This is a genomic window from Mesorhizobium sp. WSM4806, assembly GCF_055811635.1.
The window spans coordinates 38,712-64,611 of record NZ_JBVVQZ010000011.1 but is presented as its reverse complement, the minus strand read 5'-3'; the positions used below and the strand labels follow the sequence as shown (position 1 = coordinate 64,611).

Here is a 25,900-nt window from a genome sequence, read left to right as displayed (position 1 = left end):
ATGTTGCGGACTTTTTGGACTGACGGACAGGTTTGCCATTGGATCTTTTTCTTCAAACCCTGCTCAACGGCCTACTGATAGGCGGTGTCATCGCCACGTTTTCGATCGCCTTCCAACTGACCTTCGGCGTGCTCCATGTCATCGACTTTGCGGTCGGGGCATGGGTCGTGCTCGGCGGCTACTTCGCCTATTACATGGCGGCCTTTCTCGGCATAGACGGGTTCCTCGCCATGCCGATGGCCTTCGTCCTGTTCGGCGCGATCGGCTATCTCATGGGGCCGATGATCTACAATGTTCGAAACAGCCGCACGGCGCGACCCGAACTGATGGCGCTTGCGCTGACCTTCGGCATCTTCACCTTGCTGCGCGGCGGAATGCTGACCGTCTGGGGTTTCAATACGCATAGCGTGCCGACGGCGCTTAGCGGTCACAGCATCATGATCGGCCCGGTCACGGTGCCCCTGATCCGGGTGGCGGCGGCGGCGTTCGCGGTACTCATCGCCGGCGGGCTGTTTTTCTTTCTCTTTCGCACGCGCTACGGGCTGGCGATCCGGGCGACGGCCGAAAATCGCCAGAACGCCGCCTTGATGGGGGTCAACATCCGGCGTCTCAGCGCCAATGTTTACGGGCTCTACGCGGGGATCACGGCGATGTCGGGCGTTCTGATGGGAGGCATCTATTCGGTCAATCCGGAGATCGGCCTGCGCTATACGCTGTTCGCCTTCTTCGTCGCCGTGCTGGCAGGGCTGGGCTCGCTGGGCGGCGCGCTTGTGGCGGCCCTGCTTCTGGGCGTCATCGAAGCCTTTGTCGCGACTTATGGCGGAGCCAGCTACTCGCATCTCGCGATCTTCGCAACGCTCTTCCTTGTCCTGTTGATTTCCCCGCGCGGCATCCTGCGGCGCGGACTGTGAGATGGCCCAGATCATGAAAAATCGTTGGGCCGGCCCGCTTCTCCTCGTCGTCATCCTCGTCGTGCTGGCGTTGCTGCCGGTGCTGGTCAACAATTACTGGCTGCGCATCGCCACCGGCGCGCTGATGTGGGCGGGGCTCGCCTGTTCCTGGAACATGCTAGGCGGCTATGCCGGCTACATCAATTTCGGCCATTCGGCCTTCTTCGGCATCGGCGCCTACGCCACCGCCATCCTGATGGGCGCGGATTTCGCTGTGCCGTTCCTCGCAACCATTCCCATCGGCATGATCGTCACAGCCCTGTTTGCGGTCGTCATCGGCGCGCCGACATTGCGGCTGCGCGGCGCTTATTTCGCCATCGCCACCTGGGCCTTCGCCGAAGTGCTCATGCAGTTCGCCACCGTCGTCGATTTCACCGGCGGAACCGGCGGTATCGGCCTGCCTCCCTTCCTCAACGAGCGCTTCTTCTACTTCGCCATGTTCGCGGCCGCCGTCCTGACCTATTTCCTCACCTGGTCGCTGTTCGAGCGCTCCCGCTTCGGCTTGAAGGTCAAGGCCTTACGGGATCACGAACCGGCGGCCGAAGCCATGGGCATCAACACCTCGCTGGTCAAGTTGCAGACCTTCATGCTCAGCGCCGTCGTCGCCTCCGTGTTCGGCAGTATTTTCGCCTACTGGGTGACCTTCATCAATCCAAAGAGCGTGTTCGGCGGCGACATCACCGACCAGATGGTCGTCATGGTCCTGCTCGGCGGGCTCGGCAGCCTGTGGGGGCCGGCCATCGGCGGCGTCGCGCTGTTCTTCGTCAACCGGCTTATCTGGATGTACTATGGCGATACCGCCTTCTATATCGCCATTCTCGGCGCCGCCATCATCCTGGTGGTGCTGTTCCTGCCCAACGGCATCGTCGGCCTGTTTGCGCGGCGAAGCGGGAAATCAGGCAGCGTGCTCGACACGGTGCTCGGACGCCTGCTCGGCTCCCGCCAGGGAGGACGCTCGTGAGCATGACGGCGCAAGCGCCCGCGCCAGGCGACCAGCCCATCCTCTTCGTTCGCGACGTGCACAAGCATTTCGGCGGCATCCAGGCAGCCGCCGGCGTCGACCTGGAGGTCGGACGCGGCGAGATCGCCGGCCTCATCGGCCCCAACGGCTCGGGCAAATCGACCCTGTTCAACCTCGTGGCCGGCATGGAGACGCCCGATCGCGGGCAGATCCTGTTCGACGGCCATGAGATCGGTGGCAAAAAGGCCTATACGATAGCCCGCCTCGGTCTCGCGCGCACCTTTCAGATCCCGGCGTTGTTCGAGAACATGACAGTCAGTGGGAACCTTCTGGCCGCGGCTGCTGAGGGTAATTGGCATGGCGCGCACCAGCGGGCGGACGAGACGCTGGCGCTGTTGCATCTCGAACCGGTCGCCAACAACCGCGCGTCCGACTTGTCCGGCGGCCAGCAGAAACTGCTCGAATTCGGCCGCGTGATCATGCGCCAGGCGTCCCTCATCCTGCTCGACGAGGTGACGGCCGGCGTCCACCCCAACATCCGCAAGATCATCCTGGAAGCGATCGCCAGGCTGCGCGAGCAGGGAACCAGCTTCTTCGTCATCGAGCATGACATGGAAATGGTGCGCAATGTCTGCGACCGCATCATCGTCATGGATTCAGGGCGGGTGGTGACCAGCGGCGCGTTCGAGGACATCGTGCAAAATTCCGAAGTCATGCAGACCTATCTAGGGCGTCCGCAATGAGCACGTTGGTCGCAGACAGCGTCGTTGCGGGCTACGGCAAGCAGGAGATCGTCCATGGCGTCTCCCTTGTCGCGGAAGCCGGCAAGATCACCTGCATCTTCGGCCCCAATGGCTGCGGGAAGTCGACCTTGCTGAAAGCGATCGCCGGCGCGCTGCCGGTATGGGGCGGCACAATCGGGCTTGGCGGCGAAACGATCGGCAATTTGCCGGTTCATGAAGTCGTGCGCCAGGGCCTGGTGCTGATGCCGCAGGGCGGCGGCGTGTTTCCACGGCTGACGGTGATGGAAAATCTGCGCATGGGCGGCTACGCCATTGCCGACCGGAAGCTGGTGGACAGGCGCATCGAGGCTCTGGTCGACCAATATCCATCGCTGGCGCGGCGGCGCAAGACCACGGCCGGAGCCCTTTCAGGCGGCGAACAGGCGATGCTGGCGCTGGCGCGCGCGCTGGTGTCGGAACCGCGTTTCATTCTGCTCGACGAACCGTCCGCCGGCCTTTCGCCGGCCATGGTGAGCGAGACGCTGGAGCGCATCAAGGTGCTGACCGCGCGTGGCATCGGCATTCTCATGGTCGAGCAGAATATTCGCGAGGCCATGCCGATCGCCGACCGGCTCTATATCCTGGCCGCCGGAGAAAAGCGCTTCGAAGGCACGCCCGGAGATGTCCGCAACGACCGACAGATCATGGACATCTATATGGGCGGCGCCTGATGCCGCTTGGCACTTTATAGGTACTGCAAACTGTGTCGTGAATTGTCCAACCGAGCCGCTGTCACAGTCTCGCGGTAGCCTACCGAGGCTGTGGCAGGCCCTGATGGCGCGCGCGAGCGCGACGGCGGCGGCCCCTGCCGTGGCGGAGGTCCAGGAAAGCCGAGCATGGCAAGCGAGCGCAGCGCCTCTCGCAGTAGCGGTCGCGACACGCCTAGCCGCAGCGAAAGCTCGCGCTCCGCCGGGCTTCAGCGAGCCGTCCAGTAGCGCGTCGTAGGCTGAAGCTGCCGATCTCCCCCTTGTGGGGGAGATGGCCGGCAGGCCAGAGGGGGCTCTGTCCCGCCAACCTAAATCGCAACTGCGCCGTTACGGCAGCTAAAACTCAAATGCTTGCGTTCTTTCGCGCCCCCTCTGCCCTGCCGGGCATCTCCCCCACGAGTTCCCCACGAGTGGGGAGATTGGCCGACATCGGCGCTCGCTCATCACGACTTCGCAACCACAGCCGCATACTCGAGCGCCACCACGCCGTTGCTGAATTGCGTGGCCGAGATCAGCTCGAGCGGCACCTGCTCGCCGGACGGGAACAGCGGCTTGCCCTGGCCGACGGCGCTGGGGGTAGCTGAGCAACCTGACGCGGTCGACCAGGTTATGGCGCAGCAATTCCTGCGCGACGCTGAGGCTGCCATGCACATAGATGTTGCCGCCGCTGCCTTGCTTCAGTTGCCTGACCGCTTGCGGCAATGCGCCCTTCAGCAGCTCGGCCGGTTTCCAGTCGAGCGCCTTCAAGCTCGTCGACGCGACATATTTCGGCAGCGCGTTGAACCGGTCGGCGAAATCTCCGGTTTCCTTGGGCCATGAGCCGGCAAAAATCTCATAGGTCGTGCGCCCCAAAAGCATGGCGCCGCTGTCGGCAAGCTCATCCTCCTTGAACCTTTGCATTTCATCGTTCCAGGTCACGCCAGGCAGCCTCTCGACCTCGGCGATGCCATCGACGCTGATGAATTCGGTGACGATGAGTTTTCGCATGGCGCTCTCCTTCTGTCACAGGCCTTTCGCGACACGTTCCGTGAAAATAGCGCGGTCGCTTGTTAGGGGCTTTCCCTATTCGCCTCCAAAGGACCGATACCATGGGGAAAAGCTTCTCCGACCTGGACTAAGTTCCCAAGATCGGATTGGTGTTACATCTGACGCAGATATTCCCAAAGAACGCATTGCAGGAAGCTCATGGGATTCGGGGTCTTCATTCACCGCCCAGATTCGATCTACAACGACCGCCCCGCAGAGCAATACCAGTTTCCTCGCCCGTATCTACGTCGTGTCGAAGCATGCGTGGGTGACTGGATCATTTACTACGAGCCTAGCAAGGTAACCGATACCCGTGGCTATTACGCGGTAGCCAAAGTCCAACAGGTCATTCCCGATCCTGTGACGCCTGATATGTATCTCGCTCTGATTGAGCCCGGAACCTATCTCGATTTCGTCAATCCTGTCCCGTTCAACGGAACTGACGGTCTCGTTGAACGAGGCTTGCTCAACGACCAAGAGCGGATTTCCGGTCGCGCCCAATCGGCCGTCCGGCCGATCAGTCCAAGCGACTTCAACCGCATTATCGATTTGGGCCTGGAGACGAATGAGTTGTTGCTACCGCGCGTTGATGAGACCGGTACATCTGCTGGCTTTCAGGATGAGCAGGCGCCATTCGAATTCGAGCAGAGCCGTGATCGCGTAAGCTACATCGAATCGCGAATTGTGCGGGATCGCATTTTTCGTCGCATCGTCTTGCGCGCCTATGATAAGCGGTGCGCGATCACGGGACTGAAGTTGATCAATGGCGGCGGCCGGGCCGAAGTTTCCGCCGCCCATATTCGACCGGTCGAAGCGAACGGCCCGGATGTCATCAACAATGGGATCGCACTGTCTGGTACAGCACACTGGATGTTCGATCGCGGATTGATCAGCCTATCCGATGACTTGGAAATTCTGATCTCGCGACAGGTCAACGACCTCGACAGCGTGCAGGCATTCATAAACAAGGCCCGTCGCGCGCTTCCGCCTCGCCGACAGTTTGAACGCCCGCATGCTCATTTCCTGCAATGGCACCGCGACCACTGCTTCAAGCAGTGAGGCGCGTCGCCGGACACCCGACCTCAGTCGACCCGATGTTCGGCGCCGCGCAACTGATGATGCGGTCGATCATTGCCAACAAGGTGAGGCAGTGTCAGCTCGATCATCTTGATCCGCCCGGCGGTGTCGAAATACCGCTTGCTCCATTTCATGAAGATCGATGCCTTGCTGGCCGAAACGGCTGACATTATGGACGAGCTAAAGCGGGAAGGTGGTCGGTGCAGGGGTGCGCCTCGCGAAGGGGAGAGTTGGAACTGTCGCTTTTGACCCGTTCGAGACCTTCATTCTCGGCGTTGCGAATGGCAGCAACGCGCCCAATGTCGGCCATTGAGGTGATCTTTGCTGTTGCCCGATAGCAGACGTTGCCGGCGATTACTCTGGACATCGTAGTTGCGCCAATTCCGGACGTTGATCAGGCTTCTCCGTTGCAGACATTCGAGCTACGGCTGGAGCTACCGAAGCCAGCCGTTGCTACCAAGCTTGGGTGATCCTCCCACGCGTCGACGCGAGTGAAGGGCGGCCTCGTTTCAAACTGGCTCCACGATAATCTCCGGGCAGGCCACGACATTGAAATAGAAGGGCCTGTCGGAGGTTTCAACTTCGACGATCTACCATGCGAGAAGCCGCTTTTCCTTTCGGGCGGCAGCGGCATCACTCCCGTTATGTCGATGCTGCGGGCGCTAACCGACCGGGCATCTGGCCATGACATCCGTTTCATTCACTGCGCTCGGACGGCGGACGACATCGCCTTCCGCTCCGAGTTGGAGGCGCTCGCCGCGCGATTCTCCAATGTCGATGTAAGTTTCATCTGCAGCCAGGAAGGTTCGGCGTGGCAGGGCCCTAAGGGTCGGATCGACGGCCCCATGCTCTTGCGGCTGGTTCCGGACCTTCACCACGCACGTCTTACGTTTGCGGCCCCGAGCCGTTTATGCAGACGGTTCGGGCCTGCTTCGCGGAGATCGGCACGCACTCTCGCAGTATCATGAGGAAAGTTTCGGGGGCGCGGTGGGCAATTCCATGCCTCCGCAATCGGCTGTCGCTGGCCCAACGCGCGTCCGCTTCGCCAGGTCTGGCGTGGAGCATCTTTGTGCGCCCGGAGAGATCCTGCTCGATGCGGCGCACAATTGTCACCTCTACATCACCAAATTGTGCAGACGGTGAGCTGGCTACACCTTGCACACAGCGAACGAGCAGGTCGGCTATGCGATCTGTCGAACGCGGTTGCTGTATGTCAGCGAACCCTTCTCGCCAAAGACTCGACGGGTCTCAAGGATTGGACGCTCCTGGAGAGCCACTCGCAAGTATGAAGGACGCTCACGCCAATCATTTCGAGATGGGTTTTGCCCAGCGGGAGTTCATTCAATGTGTCGTCGATCTCGGCACTATGTGTCGGATCAAGCTCTCCATGAATTCTCAATGTCCTGAATGCCGCTTCAGGAACGCCCGACCGATCTCGGATTTCATCGACACGCTGCTTGGAAGGAGGAAATGCTTCGAGAACTGTGATGTATCCCATCAGCATGATCGGGTGGTGATGGTTCAGCCAGTAATATTGCGAGCCAACGAGATTGGCCAACTGGGGCGAGGGCACAATCGAAAGCGCACAGTCCACATCGTAACCTGCTGAAGCAAGATCCTCGAGCGCCCAAGCATCGTGGTCCCGCTCATCTTCGATATGGCCGAGATAATAAGCACCCAACCTTCTCGCCAAAGGATCCGTTGCCGCCAGCTTTTCACAGACTTCAGCCCCACGGCCCATCAACGGGACTGAGGCCCGCATCAGCTGGTGAAGCAAGACAAGGTAGGGTGGGACGACCTGTTCCAGCGGATCGTGGCCCCACAGCTTCTCGAACGCAGCCTCGAGCGGGCCGATACAGAGAGCGACTTTGGTCCTGACGCTTTCACTGTTGGCGATGGACATACCTACAACCTTCATGAGAGGACATAACGAGCTGAGCGCTCATGAGCCGAGGGGGCCAAGCCGTCGAACTCCCGGCAAACTCCCTCCGATTCGCCTTGGCGTTCTGAGATGTGACCCATTCTGCTGGAACTCGCGTGCACATTCAACTCGTCACTTCGGACGTCATCAGCGTCACTACTGTCGGCCACGACGACACCTGCCCCTGAACGAGAATCCTCCGCAGCGCTCAGGCAATTCAGGTGTATTATGACCTGCTAATAATGACTGGACAGTTCCAGGAGACCAATTACAATAGCGCTCGATATCTTCGCATTGCTGCTTCACAGACTGTTTCCAGATCGCGAGATTCAGGGGGAACCGATGCCGGATTTTGCAAAGAATTTCCAAAGCTTGAAAGACAGCGGGGTAATCCCCGACATCCAAGAGAACATGTTGCCGCCGAATGTTCACGATGTGATTTCGAACTTGAGTCCTGATGAAATAACGGTTCTTAAAAAGATCGCGGAAAGCACCGGGTCTCATCTCACCTTACACAACAAAGATTACCATTTCGCAGTTTGCGGCTTGTAAGAAGGCTGAGGCACTGACGTCCCGGCTTAGCACCTGGCCCGCCGCGAAGGCAGAGACTTTCGGGAAACTCTCGCCACAAAGCGGAAGAGTTTGCGACCTTGGCTTCGTTGAAGAGTTGGTTGAAGGGATACTGGACCGATTGCCAATAACACGCTTGGCGGATATCACGCCCCTTGACTGCGTGGGCGCGCCGGTGTTCGCGGCGATTTCGCCGCTCGCAAGCGACTTGACGACCCATTTGGGGAAGGGGCCGGACCGGCGATCGGCGCGGATCAGCGCGATCATGGAGGCGGTAGAAAGGGTCGCGGCCGAGCGGATTGCTGCTCCCTCCCGCTGTGCGAGCTTCGAGCAGCTTCGCGCATCCGGTGTCAACGTCGCTGATCCTCTGGATTTCGATTTGCCGCCGCGGACCGCTTACCAAGCGAACCTGGAGTTCGAATGGGTCGAGGCCTGGGATCTATACGGTTCCCGGCCGATCTGGATCGCGGCCGACCTCGCTAGGACGCCGCCCAAGCAGGGAATATTGGATCATGTCGATACGAACGGACTGGCCGCAGCCGCTACCTATTCGGAGGCGCTGCGCCATGCGCTCCTGGAAGTGATAGAGCGAGACGCTGTGAGCCAGCATCAGTTCTTCGATCTGTTCGGGGATGACGGGCGCGTGCCACCCCACAAGGCGAGGATCGATCCGGACTCGATTCCAGAGTCCTGTAAGCGCTTCGTCTTGTCCGCGACCGAAGCCGGCATGGATGTCGTTCTTGAGGACCTGACCAGCGATCTGGAAATCCCGGTTGTCGGCTGCATGCTGGTCGATCGCGCCTTCCTGACCGAGCATGGCCCGATCACGCATGTCTTCGGTGGCTGGGGAGCCGACCCAGTTACAGAAACGGCCCTTCGGCGAGCGGTTACCGAAGCATTCCAGTCGCGTGTTGGCGTCATTCAGGGCGCAAGAGACACTTTCAACGGCCTGTCCGCCACGGCTCGGCCGTTCACGCTCTCGGCAAGACGGCATCTGCTCTGCAAGGCGCCGATGGTCCCGTTCTCAGCGCTTCGAAGCAGGGCGTTCGACGATCTGGAATCCGAAACTGACTATATTCTCGATCGGCTGGGATCGGTGGGCATCCGGCAAGCAATCGCCGTGGACATGAAACGCGACGATCTAGGCATTGCAGTCGTGAGGGTCAGGGTGCCTGGCCTCTCCGCCTTCGTCGCGGACCGCCATCGCGTCGGCTGGAGATGTGCGAGACACCTCTTGTGATGCATGAGCTGCCGCCGATCGTTTTCATTGGGCCAACGGCGCCGCGATCGGATGTTCTCTCGGTTCTGCCCGATGCCCTGGTGGCGCGGCCCTGCCGGCGCGGTGACCTCTATCGCTACCGTATCCTCAAGCATTCCATTTTTCTCATAATCGATGGTGTCTTTGGCGGCTCACTCGCTGTTCCCCCGCGCGAGGTCATTGATGTCATCAAAGACGGAGCTGTCGTCATCGGAGCTTCGAGCATGGGCGCGCTGCGTTCCGCAGACTGTTACCCGGCTGGCGCGCTGGGGATTGGCATCGTCTACCGCCTATACCGGCGGCGCGCGATATCCTCCGAGGATGAAGTCGCCGTCACGTTCAGGGAGGATAGGCCCTATCCGTCGCTGACAGACCCGCTCATCAATATCCGTGTTGCATTGCGCCGAGCCGTGAACCTTGGCGTGATGACGGCAGCCGACGGTGTTTCCATCGTTGCAGCTGCCAAATCAACGCATTACTCTCATCGCACATGGAGCGCGGCGTTCAAGGATGCCGGGGTCATACCTCCCATGGCGACGCAAGAGTTTCTCAAGGGGGCCGACGCAAAGCGGCAGGACGCGAAGCTGGCGTTTCGCAGGCTCGAAAAATGGTTGCGGACGGGGGCTTTGCGACCACAGCCGCCAAAATATGGGCCTGGACTGTTCGGATTGTTGGACGAAGGGCGCGAGCGTGGGCCTGACCCGCTCGACGGCACCAAAATAGATGCAATTCGAGATGATCTGGTGGCGTGGATCGTGGTTTCCGGATACATTCACCGCATGCATCTGCATGGACTTTCAACACAAGAAATCACCAGCAAGCTGACGGTCGAGCAGGCAAATACGCTCTGGGCCGCGATCAGCACTTCCTTCGACTTCGACGCCGCTCTTACAGGGTTCAACGTATTCAATCGAGCGGTGAGGGAGGCACGGCGACTCGGGATTTCACCTGAGGCGAGCGACCTTCAAGACGCCGAGCTGGAACTTGCGTGCGCCCACCAAGTCTCGTGTTGGAACGAGCTGGCGACCAGTGGGAGATTGTCGACGCCGGACTTGGCGAAGCAGCGGGACCTGCACGCCCTGACGAAAAGCTTGAGACGCATCCTCTTTCCGCCTGCAAGTGCTCAGGAACCTATGGAACACCAACCACAATGGGAACGCAACTAACCAGCAGCGACGGCTTGCAGAGTGAAAGCGTCTGCATGCTGTTCACGGATATCGAGGGGTCGACAGGGCTCGTTGACAGATATGCCGATGTCTATCCATTGATGTTGTCGCGGCACCGTGAGCTGCTCCGAAACGCCATCGAGTCGCATGGAGGAGAGGAAGTCGGGGTTGCCGGAGATTCCATCTTCGCGCTGTTCCCCGGCGCGGACCTGGGGGTTCGGGCAGCGATCGACGCCCAAATTGCAATCAGCAAGGAAAAATGGGCTAAGGGGTGCGAGCCCAAAGTGCGAATGGGTTTGCACGCTGGCAAGGTGCAGCGGCATGAATCCGCGGTCGTGGGCATAGAAGTACATCGCGCGGCTCGAATAAGTGCAGTTGCGCACGGTGGGCAGATTGTGATTTCGCATGCCGTCCGTGATGATATCTCTCAAAGTGCAATTCAGCCGGGCATGCACATCCGCGACCTTGGCTTCCACCGCCTGAAAGATCTGCGCTATCCGGAAGCGCTGTTCGACCTGGTGGTTCCAGGACTGCCCAGCGATTTTGCGCCCATCTCGTCGATGGGTGCAAACAGGACGAATCTCGCTCTCGAGCCGGAGGCATTCTTCGGAAGGGACGCGGACGTCGAGAAGGTCCGGCGACTTATCCTCGAAAGCGGGCGCAGATTGGTCACACTCACCGGCACGGGCGGTTCTGGAAAGACGTCTCTTTCGCTCGTGGTTGGCAGGTCACTGATACAATCCTTCGCTCGTGGCGTATTCTTTGCCCAGCTCGGCAACATCCACAGTGCAGATTTGATTCCGTCTGCGATATGCCAGACGTTAGGCATACAGGAAGTAGCTGGACTTTCTGCGATCGAGTCCCTGCGCAACTCGATCGGCGATGCGCACTTGTTGTTGATTCTTGACACGTTCGAGCACGTCATTGCCGGTGCCCCGACCGTGACGTCGTTGATGAAGGAATGTCCCCATCTTGCTTTCATTGTCACCAGCCGGGAGACCTTGGGCGTTCGAGGTGAGACGGAAGTTGTCGTGGGACCGCTGCCTCTCCCCGATGGAAGGGCCCCTTTCGGCGAGGTTTCGCAGAACCCCTGTGTACGGCTCTTCGTCGACCTGGCCCAGCGAGAACGTCCAGAGTTTAGGCTAACGCCCGACGTTGCCCGTGAGATTGTTCAAATCTGTCGGCGCCTCGACGGTTTGCCCTTGGCGATCGAGCTCGCTGCTTCGCACATACGCGTGCTGGATCCGGCCGCACTCTCGCGGCGGCTTGTCAGAGGTCTGCACAGCCTCAAGCACAAGGTGAGAGATGTCGACCCACGCCACCGCACCTTGCGGGCGGCCATTCAATGGAGTGAGGATCTTCTGACGCAGGACCAGCGCGAGGCGTTCCGGAAGCTGTCTGTCTTTGTGGGTGGGTTTGACGTGGCGGCGGCAGAATACGTGATGGCTCCATGGTGCAACGGTGATGAGGCCGTCGAACACTTGGAGTCGCTTCTAACAAAGAGCCTCGTGTATCAGAATGTGACGCTCGGGAAGCCAAGGCTCCACTTGCTCGACACCATTCGAGAGTACGCCAGCCAAGGCCTGAGCCAGTCGGGTTCGTTGCAGGATTGTCAGGCGCAGCATGCCCGCTACTTTGCCGCCCTCGTCGCGGACGATGCTCCGAACGTGATGCGGCACAATCAACGGGATTGCGTCGAACGGCTTTTCCAGGAGACCGGCAACATAAGAGCTGCTCTTGAATGGCTGATGAAGCAGTCAGACGCGGACGGGACGGCCAAGCTATTTTGCGCGCTGAAGTGGTTCTGGATCTCCCGTGGCCAATTCTCTGAAGCGAAGCGGTGGTCGAAAGCAGCTGTCGCGCAGGCTCGGCACGTAGGAGAGGCAGGTCCGCTCGCCGAGATATTGGATGCAGCAGGTTGGATCAGCTACATGTCGGGCGATCCTGCAAGGGCTCACGAATTGTCCAATGAAAGCCATAGGCTCTGTCTGGAGCTTGGCAATCAAGCCGGTGCAGCGAGTTCCGGCATTATTTTGGGCATTGCCAAGGTGACGTTGGGAGAAGATCTGGAAACCGGTCTCGAACTGATAAGCGGGTCGCTGGAACTCTTCAGGGCCCTGGGCGACGACTACGGGGCCGTGGTGGCGTTGATCGCTTTCGGCGAAGGGGCCCGTTCAGAAGGCGACGAGAAGACGGCCGAGAAATACTATCAGGAAGCTCTTTCCCTGCTGGAAGGTCTCGGGGATACCTACTGGCCAGGTCATTTGTTGCAGAACCTGGCTCATTTCAGGCTGCACCAAGGAGACTGGAAAGAGGCAGCCAGGTTGGCCCGCGACGCCTTGGCCATCAGCGAGAGGTATGACTACCCGGTGGTTGTCAACCTGGCGACTGCCGCTGTCAGCGGGGTATTCCTGGCAAAGGGAGCCGCCAAGGAAGCTGCCTGGACCATCGGTGCCATCCAGGCGCGTTTAACGCGATTTGGAGCCCAGTTCGAGCCGACCGACAACGCCGATTTTCAGAAGATTATATCGGTGACCCGCGAAACACTTGGTGAAGAGCAATTTGCATCCTGTGTTTCGAAGGGGTCGAGCGCTTCGTGGGAGGATGTTCTAGCTCTCGCCCGGTCGTGCAGCTAGTCGGCCTCGAACACGCTGATCTCGGGCGGGTTGGCCCGCGTGATCGGTCCCAAGGCACGGCGCGCTCGCAAGACGACAGTCTGCAAGCAGAACAGCGCGTTAGGACAGGGCTACCCGAGGCGTTTGCTGAAGGCGTTAGTAAACTTCACCTCGCCATCGCCGCCGACGCCTCGGCGAATACCACGTCCAAATAGTCGTCCGTGACATGCACCACGGCAAAGCCGCCCATGAACGCGGCTTTCGGCTTGAAGAGATCCAATCCGCTGTGCCGATAGACCATGGCGGTTTCGTGCTGATGGCCGTGGAAAATGCCGATGACATTGTATTTCGCGAGAAGCGACTGCAGCGCCTGGCGCTCTGCATCGCTCCACCAGTGAGGCGTGCCGGACCCGTCGTCGTCGAAAGTCCGCCTGACGGGATCCCATCGTTCCGTCGAGAATTGGTCCCAGCCGTAATGTTGGAACAGCACGACTGGCCTGCCATCGGCAGCGTAGGTGGCGAGGTCGTTCTTGAGCCAGGGCAGCCCGCTGATTGCGCCTTTCGTGGTGTCACCCGCGAAGCGGTGCGCCTGGACAAGATGGAGTCCGCCCCAGTCCCACGAGTAACTGTCGGACGCTACATCGTAATTTAACACCGGTACTGGCGGCTTGAAAAATACCGTCGTGCGGTGATTGAGTTCGACATAATCCCGCAGTTCTCGCCGATACCAATCGACATGAGGCGGTGGACCGTCTTGATCTAGGTCGTGATTTCCAAGACCGGTGTAAACCGGAAAAGGGATACGATCGGGACCGATACCCTCCTGGTGGCGCTGGCTGAACTGGCGAAGCTGTGATCCCTCGCCGGGCGTCGCGACCTGACCGCCCCCGTCATCGGTCATGTCGCCGCCGATGATCACGCCGAGCGGCTCCGCGATCTTGTGCCCCGCACCCGCAAGTCGCGTCGCGGCCCCGTCAATTCGGCTTGGCCAACTCTCGCCGGAAATGCGATTGATGGCGAGCGATGTGACGGAGGAGGCTTGCGTCGGCTTGCCCTCATTCGCGCAATTGGGGTTCAGGCCGCTGGCCATGCGGCAGGCATGCACGTCACTGGTAAAGATGAATGTTGCGTCGGTTCGGGCCGTTGTGGCTCAGCCTGGCCCAACGAGGCATTGGGGAACATGGCTGCTGCGCCAAGGCCGAGCAATTGCATCACGACCGCGCGTCTGGATGGAGGATAATGTCCGTCGCGGCATTGGTTCATTGTTTATCGTTCCGACTTACGAGTTAAATCGCATTGGGTTGAAGCGAAAGCGACGTGAATTTGTGCCAGCCCTCATTTGGTCACATCTACGGGAGCCTGCGACGGCTCGTGCCCAGTGTATCCAGCAGCTTTCCTTAAGCCCACTCAAATACAGCAGTCTGTCCTTGCAGGCGGCCGGACCTCCGGAAGGGCGCCGAGATCGCTCTTTATCTGCGCCGTATCCACCTCCTTGAGAGTGGATCCGGGCTCAGCGCGATCGTCCGGTTTGGAAAAATGTCGTGAATGACCGGAAGTGGCGCGACCGAGCCGGCCGGGCATCGGCTCGATACCGCGATGGAGCGTTCTACGTCTCAATCGGGTCAGTCAGGGACCTCGGACCTACCGGATCGAATGTCCGCTATCGCTTTTTTGGACGCCAGAAACTGCCGGTCGGCAAACGGCCCATTGCGGTCATCCGCGAGTATGCATCTGGCTGACTCGAAATGGCGCAAGGCGGTCATTGACGAACAACCGCGTCGCCTGCTTGTCATCCCTTCTTGCCATCCCCACCACCTTCCCCTAATGTCCCTCTGAGAAAACCTTTTCCCAAATCAGCTTGCATCTGCTGACCTCACCAGTCGGCGCCTCGCAGGGTGATTAGAGAAAACCTTTTCCCAACCAAGGAACTCGCCGCGCACCATGGTTTCCGACGCCTCGCCAGCGCCCGCCAAAAACCCGGTCACCCTCCGTGAGGTGGCCGCCACCGCCGGCGTCAGCGTTGCGACGGCCTCAAAAGCCCTCAACGGGCAGGGGCGGATGACAGCCGAGACCCGAGAGCGCATTCGCGAGACGGCGCAACGGCTCGGCTTTCGCCCGAACAGCCTGGCGCAGAGCCTGTTGCGCCGGCGTTCCTTTACCGTCGGCCTGTTGACCAACGATACCTATGGCCGCTTTTCGCTGCCGGTCATGTCGGGCATTTCGGATGCGCTGGTCGACAAGGGCGTCTCGGTGTTTTTGTGCAATGTCGAGGATGACCAGCGCCTCGGCCAGCTGCATGTCGATGCCATGCTCGACAAGCGCGTCGACGGCATCATCGCCACCGGCAAGCGCATCGATCGCCACCTGCCGGTCGACTTGTCCAATCTCGGCGTTCCCGTGATCTACGCCTTCACCCAGCCCGATCCCGGCGCCATCGCCTTTGTCTCTGACGATGCCGGCGGCGCGCGGCTGGCGGTCGAGCATTTTTGCCGGCTTGGCCGGCGGCGCATCGCCCATGTCAGCGGGCCGGCGAGTTTTGCGGTGGTGCACGCGCGGGCACAGGCCTATCGTGACGTGCTGACCGAGAAAGGCTTGCCGGTCATGGAACCATTGCTCGGATCGTGGTCGGAAGCGTGGGGTCACGAGGCGGTGAAGATGCTTTTCGACGGCAAGCTGTCGAAGCGCGGGGGCGAAAAGCCCGATGCCGTGTTTTGCGGCAACGACCAGATCGCGCGCGGCGTCATCGACGCGCTGCGCGAGCGCGGGCTTGGCGTGCCGGACGATGTCGGCGTCATCGGGTTCGACAACTGGCAGATCGTAGCCGAGGCAACCCGCCCGCCGCTGACCTCCGTCGACATGAACCTGGCGGCACTCGGGCGCGAGGCCGGCCTCACCTTGCTTTCGCTCGTCGGCGGCGAACCCGCCGAGCCGGGCATAAGAAAACTGCCGTGCCGGCTGGTGGTGCGTCAGTCATGCGGCCGTCCACCGGACGGCTGAGATTAAGACGCCGTGCGGGGAGCGCGGCCTAAGCAGAACCATCAGGAGGAGAACCATGAGAAGAACTATGATTGCCGGGCTCGCTATTGCCGCGAGCATCCTGAGCTTTCCGGCCGCCGCCGCCGAGACCGCGAACATCTGGGTTCGCGCCGACGGCTCGAACTTCATGCCGCGCATCGTCGATGCCTTCAACAAGGGGCATGAGAACCAGATCAAGCTGGACATCATCCCCAATGCCGAGATCATTCCGAAATACGGCGCTGCCGCCGCCGGCGGCACAGCACCCGATGCGCTGTCGCTCGACCTGATCTACACGCCGTCCTTCGCTGCCGCCGGTCAGCTGGAAGACATCACCGACTGGGCGAAATCGCTGCCTTATTTCAACAGTCTGTCGCCGGCGCACGTCAAAACCGGCACCTACAAGGACCGCATCTACGGGCTGCCGTTCTCCGCCGATAGCTCGGTGCTGATCTGGAACAAGAAACTGTTCAAGCAGGCCGGCCTCGACCCTGAAAAGGGGCCGACCAACTGGGCCGAGATCGAGGCCTATGCCGAAAAGGTCAACGCGCTTGGCGGCGATATCAAAGGCTTCTATTTCTCCGGCAATTGCGGCGGCTGCAACATCTTCACATTCACGCCGCTGATCTGGGCCTCGGGCGGCGACATCCTCACCGAGGACGGCTCGAAAGCGACGCTCGACAGCCCGCAGCTGCGCGGCGCCATCGATCTTTACCGCTCGATGGTCAAGAAGGACCTGGTGCCGGCAGGCGCGCAGACCGATACCGGCTCCAACTTCTTTGCGGCGTTTGCCGCCGGCAATATCGGCATCTCGCCGTCCGGCGCCTTCGCCATCGGCGCGCTGAACACGCAATACCCGGACATCGACTACGGCGTCACCTTCCTGCCGGGCAAGGATGGCGGCTGGTCGTCCTTTGCCGGCGGGGACAATTTCGTCGTCACCAAGGGCACCACGAAAATCGCGGTGGTCAAGGAGTTCCTCGACTTCGCCTATTCGCTGGAGGGCCAGACCATCCTGGCGAAATACGGCAGCCTGCCGGTGCGCGGCGACATCGCCAACGAGGCGCTGAAAGACCTTGACCCGCGCTACAAGATCGCCGCCGAGGCCATGGCCAAGGGCCGCACGCCCTATTCGGTGGTGTTCAACGACCTGATCAACTCCGCCAACGGTCCGTGGAACCAGATGGTCAACGAGGTCTTCTTCGGCGAGGACGTCAATGGCGCCATCGCCAATGCGCAGGAAACCATGCAGTCGATCATCGATTCGGCGCCGCAGCAGTAAGCGCCGGCTTACCTCCCCCTTCAGGGGAGGTCGGACCGCAGGTCCGGGTGGGGTCGTCGCGGCAGTGCTCGACGTTCTCTTTGCGTCGGCGCGCTGCACAGGCGACCCCACCCCCGACCTTCGGCCGGACCCTCCCCTCAAGGGGGAGTGGGACGTAGCGCTAACGAGAGAGCAGCCATGACCTCCATCGCAGCCATCTCCACCCCAGCCTCCCGCCGCAAACTGGTCGGCGCCGGCCGCCGGCAGTGGATCGGCCTGCTCTATGTGGCGCCGGCCGTCGCGCTGGTCGTCGTCTTCTTCATCATTCCGCTTGGCATGACGGCGTGGATGTCGCTGCACAACTGGCCGCTGATGGGCGCGCACTCGTTCATTGGCCTCGACAATTACTGGGCGATCCTGCGCGACACCAGGTTCTGGAACGCGCTCAAATTCACCGGCTACTATACGGTGATCGTCACCATCGCGATCTTCGTCGTCGCCTTTCCGCTGGCACTGTTCATCGAAAGGCCACGGCCGCTGACCGGCTTCTACCGGACGTCGTTCTTCATGCCGGCCGTCATCGGTTTCGCCTCGGCCAGCCTGCTGTGGTCGTGGCTGCTCAATGTCGATTCCGGCCTGTTCAGCCCGGCCGCCTTCGAGCTCGGCCTGACCGAAAGGAAGGTCAACCTGCTGGCGACGTTCCAGCCGGCGTTCTGGTCGATCATCGCCATGGTCGTCTGGAAGGTGGCGGGTTTTACCATGATCATCCTGATGACCGGCCTGCAATCGATCCCGCCGGATCTGCAGGAGGCGGCGATGATCGACGGGGCAGGGCCGCTGGCGCGGTTTCGCGCCATCACCCTGCCGCTGATGCGCCGCACGCTGGCGCTGGCGCTGATCCTGTCGGTTGCCGGCTCGGTGCTCGCCTTCGACCAGTTCTACATCATCCTGCGCGGCGGACCGCGCAACCAGACGCTGACCGCCGTCTACTGGATTTTCAACCAGTCGTTCGTGTCGTTCAAGCTCGGCTACGGCGCCGCCCTGTCGATGGTCCTGCTGGTCATCCTGGTCGCGCTCAGCCTGATCCAGCTGCGGCTGCTGCGCCAACCGGAGGGCGTTGACTGATGGCGCAGGCAAGAAGCCGCAAACGCCGCATCGGCATGCAGATCGCCGAGCACGCGACGGGCATCGTCGCCTCGCTTCTGTTCCTGGCGCCGATCGTCTGGACCGTGCTTTCGGCGTTCAAGCCGGCGCAGGAATCGCGCCAGCCGCCGCTGCCGCCCTGGCCGACGACCGGTTTTTCGGTCGAGAACTACGCCACGCTCAACACCTTCGGCGACGGTCTCTGGCTGCCGGCGCAAAACAGCATCTATGTCTCCGTCATGACGGTGGTGCTGTCGGTGATCGTCAGCGTGCTGGCCGGCTACGGTTTTTCGCGCTTCCGCTTTCCGCTGAAGAACCTGCTCTTCGTCCTTATCCTGTCGACGATCATGATCCCGTTCCAGTCGATCCTGACGCCGATCTTCCTGGTGCTGACCAAGATCGGCCTGCACAACACGCTGACCGGGCTGGTTTGCGTCTATGTCACGCTGCAGCTGCCGTTCTCGATCTTCATGATGCGCAACGCTTTCGATGCGGTGCCGCGCGAGATCGAGGAGGCGGCGCGCATGGACGGCGCCAACAATGTCACCATGCTGCTGCGAGTGATGCTGCCGCTGGTCTGGCCGGGCATCGTCACCATCGCGCTGTTCGCGTTCCTCGGCGCCTGGAACGAGTTTCTGGCGGCGCTGGTGCTGATGACCGACCAGTCCAAATTCACGCTGCCGATCATGATGACGGCGCTGCAGTCGGGCCGCTTCGGCGCCATCGACTGGGGCGCGGTGCAGGCCGGGGTCACCGTGATGATGGTGCCATGCCTGGTGCTGTTCCTGCTGCTGCAGCGCTTCTACATCCGCGGCCTCATGGCAGGGGCCGTGAAGTGACCAATCGAACCGAATCGGAGTAAATTGATGACCGCATCGCAATCCGCCAAGCCGGCTGCCGAGCTGGACCAAACCGGCAAGTCGGGCAGGCCAAAACGCGCCTTCCGCCCGCTGCCGGTGCCGCAGGTCGATGTGCGCGGCTTCTGGGGCGACCGTGCCGATGCCGTCGCCACCACGACCGCCGGCATCCTCTATGACCGCTGCGTCGAGGCGCGCATGCTCGAGCAGATCGATCCGGATCGGCCATCGCCGGGCGTCGTCATTCCGTTCCACTCACCTTCGCCGGACGAAGCAGCCACCGCCGGCAACGAATTCACAGGATCGACGGTGACGACCCAGATGTTCTGGGACTCCGACTGGGGCAAGACCATCGAGACCGCCGCCTACTCGCTGTACCGCCGCCGCAACGAAGCGCTGGAGAAGAAGATCGACGCCGTCATCGACATGTACGGCAGACTGCAGCAGCCGGACGGTTATCTGTCGAGCTGGTACCAGCGCATCCAGCCCGGCCTGCGCTGGACCAATCTGCGCGATTGCCACGAGCTCTATTGCGCCGGCCATCTGATCGAGGGCGCGGTCGCGTACTACCAGGCGACGGGAAAACGCAAACTGCTCGACATCATGTGCCGCTATGCCGACCATATCGCCGAGACCTTCGGCCCCGAGCCCGGCAAGAAGAAAGGCTATTGCGGCCATGAGGAGATCGAGCTGGCGCTGGTCAAGCTCGCGCGGGTCACCGGCGAGCAGAAGTACATGGACCTGGCCAAATACTTCATCGACCAGCGCGGCCTTGAGCCGCATTATTTCGACGAGGAGGCGCGTGCCCGCGGCGCCGACCCAAAAGCCTATCATTTCAAGACCTACGAATACAGCCAGTCGCACAAGCCGGTGCGCGAGCAGGACAAGGTCGTCGGCCATGCGGTGAGGGCGATGTATCTCTATTCCGGGATGGCCGATATCGCCACCGAATATGGCGACGACACGCTGCGCGCGGCGCTCGACCGGCTGTGGGACGACCTCACCACCAAGAACCTCTACATCACCGGCGGCCTCGGGCCGTCGTCGCACAATGAGGGCTTTACATCAGACTACGACCTGCCCAACGAAACCGCCTATGCCGAGACCTGCGCTTCGGTCGGACTGGTGTTCTGGGCGAGCCGCATGCTCGGCATGGGCCCCAATGCGCGTTACGCCGACATGATGGAGCGGGCTCTCTACAACGGCTCGATTTCGGGCCTGTCGCTCGACGGCTCGCTGTTCTTCTATGAAAATCCGCTGGAAAGCCGGGGCAAGCACAACCGTTGGAAATGGCATCGCTGCCCGTGCTGCCCACCCAATATCGGCCGCATGGTCGCCTCGATCGGCAGTTATTTCTACGGCCTGTCCGACGATGCCTTCGCCGTCCATCTCTATGGAAACAGCACGGCTCGTTTCGATATCGCAGGAACGCAAATGGAGCTGCGCCAGACCAGCAACTATCCATGGGACGGCGCGGTCTCGATCACGATCGAGCCCGAGGCGCCGACGACATTTACCTTGCACCTGCGCCTGCCGGCCTGGTGCCGCAAGGCGGCGCTCAAGGTGAACGGGGAGGCGGTCGATCTGCAGGCGGTCACCAGCGACGGCTATGCCGCGATCCGGCGCGAATGGCGCAAGGGCGACCAGGTCGAGCTCGACCTCGAAATGGCCATCGACCGGCTCTATGCCAACCCGCAGGTGCGGCAGGATATCGGCCGCGTCGCGCTTGCCCGCGGCCCGCTGATCTATTGCGTCGAGGAGACCGACAATGCCGGCCAGTTGCACCGCATCGCCTTGCCGCCGACAGCCGAGATCGAAGCGCATCAGCAGCCGAACCTTTTGGGCGGCGTCGTGACGCTTTCGGCTGTTGCCAGGAAAGAGGCGTTTGAAGACTGGGACAACGGCCTCTATCGCACCGAACCGCCGGCGGTTGACGAAGCAAAAATCACCGCCGTGCCGTATTTTGCCTGGGACAACCGCGAACCAGGCGAGATGCTGGTCTGGCTGAGAGACTCGTGATCCGTGGACGAAGATGATGCCGCCGACGACAGGGATATCTTGAATTTGCCCCGGCGGCGCTAATTTAGAGGGGAGAGTGGCGCTAGCCACTCGAATGGGTGGAGGCAGAGTTGGCGCTCGAAGACGTCGCGCGTCCGAGCGCTGGTGCTCGCGCCATGGGCATGACCGTCGCGGCGGTGCCGTTGCTGTTCGTGATCGGTGGACTGGCCATCCGCTATGCGGCTTTTGCTTCGGTGTCGGAGGAAACAGGTTTTGCGGCTTATGCCCGTGCGCTGTGCCGGTGGGATTGCGCCTGGTACGTTGGCATCAGCGAACAGGGCTATGAGCGTTTTCCCATTCCAAACCACAGCAATGTCGGTCGCTGGGGCTTCTTCCCGCTCTATCCGATGCTGGTGGCTGCGATCCGGTTTGTTTTCCCATACCCTACGATACTGATCGCGACGATCACCTCGATTGCGTGCAGCTACGCCGCCTGTCTGGTGGCGTGGCCGCTGCTCGAGAAGAACATGCGGGCCTATGTGCTGTATTGCGCGTTTCTGCTCAGCGGCCCGTTCTCGTTCCACTTCACGACCTTCCTGAGCGAACCGCTTTTCGTGCTGCTGACCTCGTGCGTTTTTCTGGCGCTCAAGCGCTCCAGCTATCTCGCCGCGGGCGTTTCATCCGCGCTGCTGTCGGCGACCAGGCTGGTCGGAGTCTTCGTCGTCTTTGCAACCGTCATTCAAATGTTCAGCGAGCACCGCGAGCAGGGCGGATCGGCGCTGTCTTTCCCGCGTTGGCTGCTTGGCCGACCGGACCTGCTGGTCGCTGTCCTCATCTCGCCGGCCGGTTTGTTCGCTTACATCCTGTTCCTGTACCTCACCGTCGGAGACGGCTTTGCATTCCTGCACATCCAGCGCGCGTTCGGACGGGTGGCCGGTAATCCGCTGGTCTTCCTGTGGGACGGGCTCTCAGCTGTTCCGACAACCGGATGGCTGCCCACGGCGCCGCAATGGAGCGCGCTCTCCGCGATCACCGGGCTGGCGCTGTCGGCCGTCCTGGCGGCTCGCAGGCAATATGGCGCGGCACTGTTCTGCGCGCTCTGCATCATCCTGCCGCTGATCACCAATCTGGCCTCGATGGTCAGATATGTCATTGGGCTTGCGCCCCTGACAATGTTGCTCGCCATCCTGTTGTCGGCGTCGAAGCTGATTTGGCTCGCGGCTTTGGTTCTCCTCCTTGGCGCCTGTTATTTGATGACTGTGGCGTGGATCGGAGGCCATCTTGCCCTGGTCTGACATTCCGGCCCCGTATCGGCGCGTTGCCTGGCTCGGTGGCTACGCGCTCGCGGCGGTTCTGGCCGGGTCCGAGATCGTCATCCTTGCGCTTGCTCTCAATCCGAACGTCAACGCCGATTACCGCGCCTTTTACATCGATCAGACGACGACCTGCCTCAATCGCGATGCGACCGGCAGCTACACACTTGGCCAGACGGTGTCGTTCCGGAGCGACGGCGCCAAACGGGCAGCCAGCATAAAGGTCTGCGGCTGGTCGGGGTCGGCAGGCGACGGCACCCATTCGCTAGGCGAGACCTCGCGGCTTCGCGTGAAGATACCGCCGCTCCGCGACGGCCTGATGGCCACGCTGCAAATGGCCGCCGTCATTCGTCCACCGCAGATCACGCAAAGGGTGGTGATCTCGGTGAACGGTGTTCGGGTGCATGCGGAGACGCTGTCTGGCAAAGAACCACGAACGGTCTCGTTCGTCGTTCCACCGGCGGCTCTCGGCAAGGCCGATACACTCGAAATCGCCTTCGACTATCTCGACGGCATTCCGCCGACTCCGGCCGCCAGCGACATCTACAAGCGCTCCATCAAGCTGGTGTCGTTGCGGCTGGATGCGATTTGAGATCACGCTCAAAATCTGCAGTCCATGCGTATCATGAACGCGCGCAACAGGCGTGTTCACAGAACGCTGCATTACAGCCAATGAAGAGCATTGCCGTGCGCTGGCGACCAGCACGGGGTCGCAGCGTACCAGCAGTGCCGAGCGTGTCTTAGCGAAAGGTCTCCGGCCCGGGGCGCGCCATGGCCTGCTCTCGAGGTGTTTTGTCTGCGGCCGCCATGATCAAGCTGGCGAAGCGCGTGAGATCCACATTGCCGCCGCTGACGATGACACCGATGCGCTGGCCGCGCAGGCTTTGCGATTCACTGCGAACCGCCGCCGCTGCAAGGCAACCGGTGGGTTCGACCACGATTTTCATGCGCTCGGCGAAAAAATGCATCATTTCGATGAGCGCGTCGTCGCTGACCGTGGTGATAGCGGCAACCTTGTCGCGGATGACAGGAAAATTATGCGCGCCCAGATGGGTGACGACCGCGGCGTCGGCGATGGATTTCGGCACCTCGATGGTGACGACCTCACCCCGGGCGAGCGATTGCTGACCATCATTGCCGGCCTCCGGTTCAACCCCGACGACCCGGCAGGCGGGCGCGCATTCCGCCGCCGCCAGTGCGGCGCCGGCGAGCAGGCCGCCACCGCCAAGGCAGACATAAAGGGCATCGAGAGAGCCGGCCTCCTGGATAGGTTCAAGTGTCGCCGTGCCTTGCCCGGCAATCACATCGGGGTGGTCGTAGGGTGGAATGAGGGCGGCTCCCCGCTCGGCGGCGATCCTGCCGCCAATCTCTTCGCGGTTCTCGCTGTAGCGGTCGTAGAATATCACTTCGGCGCCATGGCCGCGGGTGGCACGCACCTTCAGCTCGGGCGCATCCCTGGGCATGATGATGACTGCCTTCACGCCCTTGATCGCGGCCGCATAGGCCAGCGCCTGCGCATGATTGCCCGAAGAATAGGCCACCACTCCGCGCGCCCGCACCGAAATATCCAAGGCCAGAAGCGCGTTCATGGCGCCGCGGAACTTGAACGCGCCGCCACGCTGGAAGTTCTCGCACTTGAAGAACACCTCGGCGCCGGTCAGCTGGTTGAAGGTGCGCGAGGTCAGCACCGGCGTCCGGTGGGCCAATCCGGCGAGGCGCGCCGCCGCGGTCAGAACATCGTCGAATGTCGGGATATTGAGGGGCATTGCGGGTCGCCTTCTACGCTTGCCGGTGGTGGGCTGGCCGATGGTGGGTTTGCTTGTCTGCGAGAATACGTGTTTGCGCGAACCGGCGAGCGCATTCGATGGGAAGCTCGGCGCAACATTCGCCCGAATGACGGGCGACAAACCGCAGGAAATGCGGCTCGTTGGCCAACACCGCTGTCTTCCCCTGAGAACCGCTGGCTAGAATGAGGGAAAGCCGGGGAGATGTCATGTCCGTCACCGCAGACGAGTCGCAGCTGGTGCTGCTTGCGGGCGATCAGGTCGCGCCGCTGTTGGAGCCGGATGCCGTCCTCGATGCCGTGCGGCGGTCCTTCGAGCTTCACAGTGCGCGCGAAGGCAGGGTCTTTCCGCTTGTGCGTGAGAAGCTGCATACCGGCGGCATTTTCGGTATCAAGTCGGGCGACGTGCCGAAAGCCGATCTTCTGGGCTTCAAGGCAGCGGGCTTCTGGCCAGCCAACCGCGAACTCGGCAAGGAGCCGCATCAGGCGACCATCGTGCTTTTCGACCCGCATACCGGGCGTCCCTTGTGCATCATCGACGGGAACGCCATCACCACCTTGCGCACAGGGGCGGCTGGCGCCATTGGCCTGACCCTGCTGGCCCGCCCCGAAAGCCGGTCGATCTGCGTTTTCGGCACCGGCACCCAGGGCCGGATCCAGCTGCGCCTGGCCCTGCGTGCGATGCCCGGTCTGGATACCATCCACTACCTGACGGCGGACGGCCGCCCCGACGCGGCGTTCGAGGCGGCATTCGAGGATTTCGCGCCGGCCCATTCGAACCAAGCCGCCAAAGCTGTCGGCTCGAGCGATATCATTATCACCGCGACCCCTGGCAGCGGGCCGCTGTTTCCGCCAGAAGCGGTGCGGCCCGGCACGCACATCAACGCTGTGGGTGCCGATACGCAAGGCAAGCGGGAACTGCCCGACGGCCTGCTGCGCCGGGTACGGCTCTTTGCCGACGACTGCGAGCAATCGGCCGCTGTCGGCGAAGGCCAGTGGGACACCGGCTGCCGGGCAATTGAAATCGGCGATCTTCTGACCGGAAAAATTCCGTTCACGCGCGATGCCGCCGACATCACGGTCTTCGATATGACCGGGCTCGCGCTGCAGGATCTGACGGTCGCGGATATGCTCTGGCGACAGGCCAGGAGCCGGGGCACGGGAACGCGCGTGCCATGGCGCTGGTAGGCCGGGCCGAAGTGACCGACGGCGACGGAACAAAGCTCGAGACGCGATCTTCGTTGCGCACGGAACAGTCAATCAGCTCGCCCCGAAGGGTCCACTCAAGAAGATCTTCGTCATCGCTGAGAACTGACCACAGCTTCCTCTGTCCGAAAGGAACGAACTGCCACGCCGGACTATGGCGGACATGCGCCGTGGACGCGGTGAAGCTGTGTGCCTGAAGCGCGCCTGTATGTATTGGATGCCGGAAGAGGGTGCGGCGGCGGCGACCGCATCGGCGAGAGCGGTCATCAAACGGTCCAGATCGCGCCTGAG

Annotated in this window: 22 protein-coding genes and 2 pseudogenes; 19 read left to right on the top strand and 5 right to left on the bottom strand. The window is 61.6% G+C overall.

Going from position 1 to position 25,900, the window contains the following annotated elements; genetic code table 11:
- Window positions 1-38: 38 nt before the first annotated feature.
- The 4 genes from AC0L2M_RS17855 to AC0L2M_RS17840 are packed head-to-tail and all read left to right on the top strand — an operon-like array spanning window position 39 to window position 3,364.
- Entirely contained in the window at window positions 39-911 is an 873-nt protein-coding gene (locus AC0L2M_RS17855) for a branched-chain amino acid ABC transporter permease (RefSeq protein WP_128176818.1), read from the top strand.
- Window positions 912-924: 13 nt separating this feature from the next.
- On the top strand, window positions 925-1,911 hold the full coding sequence (locus tag AC0L2M_RS17850) for a branched-chain amino acid ABC transporter permease (protein ID WP_128248390.1): 987 nt from the start codon (window positions 925-927) through the stop codon (window positions 1,909-1,911).
- Between the two features lie 2 nt (window positions 1,912-1,913).
- The gene (locus AC0L2M_RS17845; RefSeq protein ID WP_473480489.1) at window positions 1,914-2,654 is read left to right on the top strand and encodes an ABC transporter ATP-binding protein; all 741 of its coding nucleotides are present in this window, start codon (window positions 1,914-1,916) and stop codon (window positions 2,652-2,654) included.
- A complete protein-coding gene (locus tag AC0L2M_RS17840) occupies window positions 2,651-3,364 on the top strand; it encodes an ABC transporter ATP-binding protein (protein WP_027156099.1) in 714 nt (237 codons plus the stop codon). The genes AC0L2M_RS17845 and AC0L2M_RS17840 overlap by 4 nt, the downstream gene beginning before the upstream one ends.
- Before the next feature lie 130 nt (window positions 3,365-3,494).
- Here the strand turns inward: AC0L2M_RS17840 and AC0L2M_RS17835 are convergent.
- Both AC0L2M_RS17835 and AC0L2M_RS17830 read right to left on the bottom strand, forming a co-directional pair.
- Window positions 3,495-3,600 (bottom strand): annotated as a pseudogene (locus AC0L2M_RS17835) (GntR family transcriptional regulator); the annotation flags it as partial.
- A gap of 136 nt (window positions 3,601-3,736) precedes the next feature.
- A complete protein-coding gene (locus tag AC0L2M_RS17830; RefSeq protein ID WP_473535492.1) occupies window positions 3,737-4,387 on the bottom strand; it encodes a dihydrofolate reductase family protein in 651 nt (216 codons plus the stop codon).
- Window positions 4,388-4,585: 198 nt separating this feature from the next.
- Here AC0L2M_RS17830 and AC0L2M_RS17825 point away from each other — a divergent pair, with 198 nt between their 5' ends.
- The 3 genes and pseudogenes from AC0L2M_RS17825 to AC0L2M_RS17815 all read left to right on the top strand — a co-directional run bounded on the left by AC0L2M_RS17825 (window position 4,586) and on the right by AC0L2M_RS17815 (window position 6,471).
- Window positions 4,586-5,485, top strand: coding sequence for an HNH endonuclease (locus AC0L2M_RS17825; protein ID WP_473535491.1), 900 nt, complete (start codon window positions 4,586-4,588; stop codon window positions 5,483-5,485).
- Window positions 5,486-5,499: 14 nt separating this feature from the next.
- Window positions 5,500-5,752, top strand: a pseudogene (locus AC0L2M_RS17820) (patatin-like phospholipase family protein); the annotation flags it as partial.
- 242 nt (window positions 5,753-5,994) lie between these two features.
- Window positions 5,995-6,471 carry a ferredoxin reductase domain-containing protein gene (locus tag AC0L2M_RS17815; RefSeq protein WP_473535490.1) on the top strand — a complete coding sequence of 159 codons (477 nt, stop codon included), beginning with the start codon at window positions 5,995-5,997 and terminating at the stop codon, window positions 6,469-6,471.
- A gap of 245 nt (window positions 6,472-6,716) precedes the next feature.
- On the opposite strand, the gene AC0L2M_RS17810 is transcribed toward AC0L2M_RS17815, so the two are convergent.
- Window positions 6,717-7,406 carry an iron-containing redox enzyme family protein gene (locus tag AC0L2M_RS17810; protein ID WP_473535489.1) on the bottom strand — a complete coding sequence of 230 codons (690 nt, stop codon included), beginning with the start codon at window positions 7,404-7,406 and terminating at the stop codon, window positions 6,717-6,719.
- A 360-nt stretch (window positions 7,407-7,766) separates the two neighbouring features.
- On the opposite strand from AC0L2M_RS17810, the gene AC0L2M_RS17805 reads away from it, so the two are divergent.
- The 4 genes from AC0L2M_RS17805 (at window position 7,767) to AC0L2M_RS17790 (ending at window position 13,054) form a co-directional block, all read left to right on the top strand.
- A complete protein-coding gene (locus AC0L2M_RS17805) occupies window positions 7,767-7,976 on the top strand; it encodes a hypothetical protein (protein ID WP_031255812.1) in 210 nt (69 codons plus the stop codon).
- A gap of 115 nt (window positions 7,977-8,091) precedes the next feature.
- Window positions 8,092-9,234 (top strand): YcaO-like family protein, encoded by a 1,143-nt coding sequence (locus tag AC0L2M_RS17800; RefSeq protein ID WP_473535488.1) that lies wholly within the window; start codon window positions 8,092-8,094, stop codon window positions 9,232-9,234.
- Window positions 9,234-10,418, top strand: a complete 1,185-nt coding sequence (locus AC0L2M_RS17795; RefSeq protein WP_419697178.1) for a TfuA-like protein — start codon at window positions 9,234-9,236, stop codon at window positions 10,416-10,418. The genes AC0L2M_RS17800 and AC0L2M_RS17795 overlap by 1 nt, the downstream gene beginning before the upstream one ends.
- Window positions 10,403-13,054: an adenylate/guanylate cyclase domain-containing protein gene (locus AC0L2M_RS17790; RefSeq protein WP_473535487.1), complete on the top strand. Its 2,652-nt coding sequence runs from the start codon at window positions 10,403-10,405 to the stop codon at window positions 13,052-13,054. Before AC0L2M_RS17795 ends, AC0L2M_RS17790 begins: the two co-directional genes overlap by 16 nt.
- 145 nt (window positions 13,055-13,199) lie before the next feature.
- On the opposite strand, the gene AC0L2M_RS17785 is transcribed toward AC0L2M_RS17790, so the two are convergent.
- On the bottom strand, window positions 13,200-14,123 hold the full coding sequence (locus tag AC0L2M_RS17785) for a metallophosphoesterase (RefSeq protein WP_473535486.1): 924 nt from the start codon (window positions 14,121-14,123) through the stop codon (window positions 13,200-13,202).
- Window positions 14,124-14,974: 851 nt separating this feature from the next.
- Between AC0L2M_RS17785 and AC0L2M_RS17780 the strand changes: the two genes are divergently transcribed.
- The 7 genes from AC0L2M_RS17780 (at window position 14,975) to AC0L2M_RS17750 (ending at window position 23,212) form a co-directional block, all read left to right on the top strand.
- Complete coding sequence (locus AC0L2M_RS17780; protein ID WP_473535485.1) at window positions 14,975-16,030, top strand: LacI family DNA-binding transcriptional regulator; 1,056 nt, start codon at window positions 14,975-14,977, stop codon at window positions 16,028-16,030.
- Window positions 16,031-16,085: 55 nt separating this feature from the next.
- On the top strand, window positions 16,086-17,330 hold the full coding sequence (locus AC0L2M_RS17775) for an ABC transporter substrate-binding protein (protein WP_287249733.1): 1,245 nt from the start codon (window positions 16,086-16,088) through the stop codon (window positions 17,328-17,330).
- Between the two features lie 177 nt (window positions 17,331-17,507).
- Complete coding sequence (locus AC0L2M_RS17770; protein WP_287229832.1) at window positions 17,508-18,434, top strand: carbohydrate ABC transporter permease; 927 nt, start codon at window positions 17,508-17,510, stop codon at window positions 18,432-18,434.
- Entirely contained in the window at window positions 18,434-19,291 is an 858-nt protein-coding gene (locus tag AC0L2M_RS17765) for a carbohydrate ABC transporter permease (RefSeq protein ID WP_027153854.1), read from the top strand. The genes AC0L2M_RS17770 and AC0L2M_RS17765 overlap by 1 nt, the downstream gene beginning before the upstream one ends.
- Window positions 19,292-19,318: 27 nt before the next feature.
- Window positions 19,319-21,328: a glycoside hydrolase family 127 protein gene (locus AC0L2M_RS17760; protein WP_287229831.1), complete on the top strand. Its 2,010-nt coding sequence runs from the start codon at window positions 19,319-19,321 to the stop codon at window positions 21,326-21,328.
- A gap of 110 nt (window positions 21,329-21,438) precedes the next feature.
- Window positions 21,439-22,602 carry a hypothetical protein gene (locus AC0L2M_RS17755; protein ID WP_287229830.1) on the top strand — a complete coding sequence of 388 codons (1,164 nt, stop codon included), beginning with the start codon at window positions 21,439-21,441 and terminating at the stop codon, window positions 22,600-22,602.
- On the top strand, window positions 22,589-23,212 hold the full coding sequence (locus AC0L2M_RS17750) for a hypothetical protein (RefSeq protein ID WP_287229829.1): 624 nt from the start codon (window positions 22,589-22,591) through the stop codon (window positions 23,210-23,212). The genes AC0L2M_RS17755 and AC0L2M_RS17750 overlap by 14 nt, the downstream gene beginning before the upstream one ends.
- A gap of 148 nt (window positions 23,213-23,360) precedes the next feature.
- Here the strand turns inward: AC0L2M_RS17750 and AC0L2M_RS17745 are convergent, their stop codons facing one another.
- Complete coding sequence (locus AC0L2M_RS17745) at window positions 23,361-24,386, bottom strand: threo-3-hydroxy-L-aspartate ammonia-lyase (RefSeq protein WP_287229828.1); 1,026 nt, start codon at window positions 24,384-24,386, stop codon at window positions 23,361-23,363.
- 257 nt (window positions 24,387-24,643) lie between these two features.
- Between AC0L2M_RS17745 and AC0L2M_RS17740 the strand changes: the two genes are divergently transcribed.
- Window positions 24,644-25,591, top strand: coding sequence for an ornithine cyclodeaminase family protein (locus tag AC0L2M_RS17740; RefSeq protein WP_288142210.1), 948 nt, complete (start codon window positions 24,644-24,646; stop codon window positions 25,589-25,591).
- Window positions 25,592-25,900: the final 309 nt, after the last annotated feature.

Excerpts from the sequence above, each read along its gene's own strand:
- AC0L2M_RS17850 (WP_128248390.1), top strand. The coding sequence starts at position 925 with ATGAAAAATCGTTGGGCCGGCCCGCTTCTCCTCGTCGTCATCCTCGTC.
- AC0L2M_RS17845 (WP_473480489.1), top strand. The coding sequence starts at position 1,914 with ATGACGGCGCAAGCGCCCGCGCCAGGCGACCAGCCCATCCTCTTCGTT.
- AC0L2M_RS17840 (WP_027156099.1), top strand. The coding sequence starts at position 2,651 with ATGAGCACGTTGGTCGCAGACAGCGTCGTTGCGGGCTACGGCAAGCAG.
- AC0L2M_RS17830 (WP_473535492.1), bottom strand. The coding sequence starts at position 4,387 with ATGCGAAAACTCATCGTCACCGAATTCATCAGCGTCGATGGCATCGCC.
- AC0L2M_RS17825 (WP_473535491.1), top strand. The coding sequence starts at position 4,586 with ATGGGATTCGGGGTCTTCATTCACCGCCCAGATTCGATCTACAACGAC.
- AC0L2M_RS17810 (WP_473535489.1), bottom strand. The coding sequence starts at position 7,406 with ATGTCCATCGCCAACAGTGAAAGCGTCAGGACCAAAGTCGCTCTCTGT.
- AC0L2M_RS17805 (WP_031255812.1), top strand. The coding sequence starts at position 7,767 with ATGCCGGATTTTGCAAAGAATTTCCAAAGCTTGAAAGACAGCGGGGTA.
- AC0L2M_RS17795 (WP_419697178.1), top strand. The coding sequence starts at position 9,234 with ATGCATGAGCTGCCGCCGATCGTTTTCATTGGGCCAACGGCGCCGCGA.
- AC0L2M_RS17790 (WP_473535487.1), top strand. The coding sequence starts at position 10,403 with ATGGGAACGCAACTAACCAGCAGCGACGGCTTGCAGAGTGAAAGCGTC.
- AC0L2M_RS17785 (WP_473535486.1), bottom strand. The coding sequence starts at position 14,123 with ATGGCCAGCGGCCTGAACCCCAATTGCGCGAATGAGGGCAAGCCGACG.
- AC0L2M_RS17780 (WP_473535485.1), top strand. The coding sequence starts at position 14,975 with ATGGTTTCCGACGCCTCGCCAGCGCCCGCCAAAAACCCGGTCACCCTC.
- AC0L2M_RS17775 (WP_287249733.1), top strand. The coding sequence starts at position 16,086 with ATGAGAAGAACTATGATTGCCGGGCTCGCTATTGCCGCGAGCATCCTG.
- AC0L2M_RS17770 (WP_287229832.1), top strand. The coding sequence starts at position 17,508 with ATGACCTCCATCGCAGCCATCTCCACCCCAGCCTCCCGCCGCAAACTG.
- AC0L2M_RS17765 (WP_027153854.1), top strand. The coding sequence starts at position 18,434 with ATGGCGCAGGCAAGAAGCCGCAAACGCCGCATCGGCATGCAGATCGCC.
- AC0L2M_RS17760 (WP_287229831.1), top strand. The coding sequence starts at position 19,319 with ATGACCGCATCGCAATCCGCCAAGCCGGCTGCCGAGCTGGACCAAACC.
- AC0L2M_RS17745 (WP_287229828.1), bottom strand. The coding sequence starts at position 24,386 with ATGCCCCTCAATATCCCGACATTCGACGATGTTCTGACCGCGGCGGCG.